We start from the raw sequence: 4,563 nt of genomic DNA, 5'->3' as shown, positions 1-4,563 counted from the left end.
TATATTGAACGCTATAATCGGACCATACGTTATAGTTGGCTGAGCAAGCATTTATTTGATACTTTGGATGAAGTACAAGATTATGCAACAAACTGGTTGTGGCATTACAACCATGAAAGACCACATCTAGCTAACAAAGGAAAGCCACCTCTAATGGCTGCTTAACCTCTACTTTTAACTTCGGTTATTTATGGGAGGATTACCTCCTAATTTGAGGACTATGTATCCACGGCTTATAATCCTCTTTTTATGTTTTTTAGTTTTTCCAATGCAAACTATCAATTTACCGCTATTCGAAAAATTTCCACCTCTTATTCAGCAATATTCCATTAATAATTGGACTACTAATGACTTTTGGATTGCACTCTCACTTTCAACAAAGGAACGTAATCGCTTTAACCGTCAAAGAATGTATCGAATACTTCGAAAACTTGTTGAATTAGGTTTTTTAGAAAAAAAAGTTAACCATGAAAACTCTCGCTTTTCTTTATTTAGTGAGACAAAGAAAATTAATATATTTAGAGGCATAAACAATGAAAGTGAAGATTTATCGAAAATGAGACTAGAAGAAACTAGAATAAGTTTTAAAATTTCTTTCCTTGAAAAACAAATAGAGGCTTACAAACAATTGGAAATTAATTTCCCAAGCATGAAAAAGAAAATTTTATATGTTAGAAATAATTGTAAGTCCGAAATAATTGAGTTGAAAGCATACCAACTTGCTCTAAAAAGCATTATCTATCCTATTGAAAGTTAAAGATCCAGTTTATTTTGGTTCTTTAACTTTACTATTGCTTCTGAACTAAGGACTCATTTAGCTCTTCGATTGTTAATCAATCCGAACTTTTTTTGCTCATTGGCTCATTCAATTTAGCAATGCTGAGCCCATACTTATGGGCATTGTATTGCCACACCACAAACTGTTCCAACAACATAGCGTTTTCTTTTTCCAATCTAGCATTCTTGGCCTCCAAAGCCTCAATTTTAGTTTGAGCGATTTTCAGACTAGCAGGGAGTTTTTGCTGTTTTGCTTTTAAAATTTCTAATGCTGCTGGAGATTTTTTTCCTAGATCATAAGCGTTCTTAATTTTTGCAAATTTTTGTAGGGTTTGGCGAGTTGGTGCAGGCACAATCTCTAGTTGTACTTCAATTGCTTTGCATAACTTCTCCCACGTTAACTTTTCATTTGGCGACCAATAATCAAGAATTTCAACAATATCTTGTACATTCTGATCTGTTAGATGCTGTGCCATATTAGCTCCATAAATCCAATGATAAAGAATCATGTAAACCTGACTGCTCTTCAAGCTTTTTACGTTGAGTATTCTCAATAATGGGGATACGTTTACGACCTGCTTTTTGATACGCTAAATCAAGATGTGTCACATGTTCCGAAGGCGGCAAACTTAAAGGCGTTCCATCAAGAATGTTTGGATCATCAAGTAGGGCTATCAACTGTTCACAACGTTTAATAGTAAGCTCTCTAGTATCCAACCAAACCGCTGCACCAGTAACATTTTTACTAACAGCCTCCTTATCCTTTGCCCATAAGATTTTTTCTTTTCTAAGTCGATCTTGAAGTCGTTTTTTCTTTTCTTCATCCCCCTTAATACAGACATGCTCTGTACAATTAAGACAGTTTCTATATTTTAGGCAGGGTTCATCAATATAAGAATGTGTACAAAGTCCAAACTCGGTAGTGTGCATGGACAATGTTGTTTTGGTATTTAACTCTTGTAGAGTTCGAGGTGTAGCGATCTGGAATGTATATGTACTATCAGTATCTACTGTACCAACCTCGTTTTTCTGCATTTCAACTAAGCCATCATTACGATCCTCAACCGAAGTATGGTCATATGTTCGATTTTGCTTCAAATCAGCTCGCCCTGACCATTTAGCGAGTAACATGCTATCCATTCCATTGGTATTTGCTATTGTATTGAGAAGATGCCTAAATTGATGGGTAGACACACTGTAGTCACCATATCCCCATCGTTGGAAAATAGATTGAACATTTGCTAACTCATCACTTCCTTTTTTCTTCTTTTTGGTGGGAGATAAGTCTTCATTTAAAGTATCAATATGTGGCATCCATAGCTCAGTAGTTACTGTTGGCTTTTGGGTATGAAATTGATTTGCAAAGCAACAGAAAAGCGCTTCAGACCATTTTATTTCTATGCCAGCACCCACTTGAAACGGTACATATGGGAAGCCTTCAGGTAAGCAACTTCTTATCAATTCATTCAAATCATTCAAACTATATATATTATTCTTTCTTTCTAAACCTCTTACTGCCAAGAATTGATTGCCTGAAGTTCTAGCTGTTGTTGTATCCGAATAATTTGACTCATCAAAACCTAGCGCTTGCAATACTTGTTTTTTTGTTAACAGTTGCTCATCAGAGACTTCTGGACATAATTCATGTCGAGGAAACTTATCACTATTTTCTAACAGAGATGCAAATAGTCTTGCTTTTTCAGAAATTTTTTTTAATCGTTTAATTGCTAATTGAACAGTTGGGATCATGACACCTGGAATATATTTAATATCGTACCCAAAATTTTTCTGCGCATACCATCTAATACCAAATACAGTTTCACTATTAGAACCATCTACTGTAAGCCCTAAACTGCTCTTAGAAAGCGTTTGGGCTTCTTCCTGGTGGATACAATTCTGCTTTAAGAAAAATAGCTCTGATGCTCGTTCTGGCGCAGCTAGAAGCAAACCCACAGCACTGGTGACAAAAATATCTCTATCTGACAGTTCTGAATCTTTCCGCGAGAAAATATCAGCTAATGCAAAAATCGCATCCTCATCAGGAAGTTTAGACTCTCTATGTTCCTCTGACTCCTCATCTAGCACAATCGATTTATCAGCAGGTTTTTTAAGTGGATTTTTCCACTCTGGCAAAGCTAATACCTTTATTTGGCGTAGAAAATCCAAAAGAATTTTTAATTGTCTTCCTACATGATAAGCAGAGCTTGCTTTGTAATTTTTCTTAGCATTTTCAGCAGCCAAGTCAAAATCAGCAATAACCAATTTAGTTAAATCAACTTCACTATTTCGGTCTAAGAATATTTGCTCTATTGCCCGAATTGAAAGAATTGTGTCTTGAGTTTTTAACTTGCTATTAATTCTTTGATACTTAACATACGTCTTTGCAAATTCTAGAATTGAATGATGTAAAAGATTTTCGGGTAATCTATCTTTGGATGAAATACCCATTTTGACAAACTTTACTTCGCCTTTCCAATAATGGTCTTCAAATCTAATATCTTCATTTAATTCTGATAACTGCTTAACAAAATCAATAAACCGCTTAATTTCAGAGTCAGGAGTTTGGATTCTGTCAGATGGAAAATAAATCAAATTATCCATGATTAAACTCCTTACAAGCATCAATGACTTGCTGAATGGCAATAATTGTTCGGTCATTCACGGCAGCAACTTCAAGACTACACCCCATTGTTATTAGGTCATCTCGTTCTTTCATTAATTGTTTTAAAATAAGATGATGGGGTGCATTTGCCCAAGGCATAAATTTACTACACAGATAACATGCGATTGGTGCATAATCGTTACAGTATTGATGTGTACCACATGAGCCAACATCACAATCCTGCTCTACACAAGAAATTCGATTAGCATCTTCAATTTGTGATTGAGCCTCAATCTCATCCTTTACAACTTTCCCCTGAAAAGCATCTGCATATTTGCGTAAACTCTCATCCATGATGGATGATATTTGCTGTGCAATTTCTGGCACACTTTGTACATAGCAATGTGCATTTTGGGTATCATGATGATCTAATAAATTTGCGATGACAATCACACCTGCTTTTTGTCTAGCAGCATTTGTACCAAGTGTATAACGAAACCTATAAGAAGTAACAAATATTGGCTTACCTGTTTCCCTTGACCGAACACCAAGCTTTCTTACCGCATCTTTTAACTTTTGAGTTAATTCAACCGTAGGCAAATGAATAATTTCTTTTGGCAAAATTTCTGAAATTTCATGCCGATTTTCCCAATCCAAATTAACCAATTTCTCAAAATCATAAAATAGCGGTAGCTCTGCAAACTCTTGTTCAGATAGCTCTCGTTTTATTTCTTTGCTTAATTTCTGCTTTAAAATTCGAGTATGCTCAAACAATATTTGTACGATACTTTCACGAATTCCTACTTCACGAAAAGCATAACGAAATCCACTAGCACCTCTTATTTTAGCTTTTGGAATATTGAGTACATGAACTTTTTTTTCATCCTTAAACTTATACTTATCGGTCTCGTATAAGTCTTTTACTTTTAACCCAGCAATTTGTATTGGTCGTCTACCTGTCGCACAAAAAACACGAATTAAAGCAGCCTCATAATAAGAAATCCTATTTTCTGCTAAATATTCGTTGGTTCTAGTAATAATTGCTTGGAATTCAAATGTAAGCGTCCGCTGAACCCCACTTTTTCTAACTCATTAATACCGCGATAGTGTCCACTTAAATTTAAGTGGACACCTATTTATGGATTTAAAGACAGTTATAGACAGTGCACCAACGCTAAAAAAGC

Annotated in this window: 4 protein-coding genes and 1 pseudogene; 2 read left to right on the top strand and 3 right to left on the bottom strand. The window is 35.2% G+C overall.

All coding sequences use genetic code 11. The features are described 5' to 3' along the window. Both FTT63_RS14865 and FTT63_RS14860 read left to right on the top strand, forming a co-directional pair. Window positions 1-165: integrase core domain-containing protein (locus FTT63_RS14865; RefSeq protein ID WP_180088943.1), on the top strand; the 165-nt coding region annotated here is incomplete at its 5' end. A gap of 103 nt (window positions 166-268) precedes the next feature. Next, window positions 269-757 carry a hypothetical protein gene (locus FTT63_RS14860; protein WP_168382385.1) on the top strand — a complete coding sequence of 163 codons (489 nt, stop codon included), beginning with the start codon at window positions 269-271 and terminating at the stop codon, window positions 755-757. Between the two features lie 76 nt (window positions 758-833). On the opposite strand, the gene FTT63_RS14855 is transcribed toward FTT63_RS14860, so the two are convergent. The 3 genes and pseudogenes from FTT63_RS14855 to FTT63_RS14845 all read right to left on the bottom strand — a co-directional run. Then, on the bottom strand, window positions 834-1,253 hold the full coding sequence (locus FTT63_RS14855) for a hypothetical protein (RefSeq protein ID WP_104988039.1): 420 nt from the start codon (window positions 1,251-1,253) through the stop codon (window positions 834-836). A 1-nt stretch (window position 1,254) separates the two neighbouring features. Further along, entirely contained in the window at window positions 1,255-3,378 is a 2,124-nt protein-coding gene (locus FTT63_RS14850) for an integrase (protein WP_180192450.1), read from the bottom strand. After that, a pseudogene (locus tag FTT63_RS14845) lies at window positions 3,371-4,435 on the bottom strand (site-specific integrase); the annotation flags it as partial. The gene FTT63_RS14850 and the pseudogene FTT63_RS14845, both read right to left, overlap by 8 nt. Between the last annotated feature and the right edge of the window lie 128 nt (window positions 4,436-4,563).

Origin of the sequence: Acinetobacter sp. C15 (genome assembly GCF_013420645.1) — a bacterium.
GTDB classification, from domain to species: Bacteria; Pseudomonadota; Gammaproteobacteria; order Pseudomonadales; family Moraxellaceae; genus Acinetobacter; species Acinetobacter indicus.
This window is presented reverse-complemented; position numbering and strand designations above follow the sequence as displayed.

Excerpts from the sequence above, each read along its gene's own strand:
- FTT63_RS14860 (WP_168382385.1), top strand. The coding sequence starts at position 269 with ATGCAAACTATCAATTTACCGCTATTCGAAAAATTTCCACCTCTTATT.
- FTT63_RS14855 (WP_104988039.1), bottom strand. The coding sequence starts at position 1,253 with ATGGCACAGCATCTAACAGATCAGAATGTACAAGATATTGTTGAAATT.
- FTT63_RS14850 (WP_180192450.1), bottom strand. The coding sequence starts at position 3,378 with ATGGATAATTTGATTTATTTTCCATCTGACAGAATCCAAACTCCTGAC.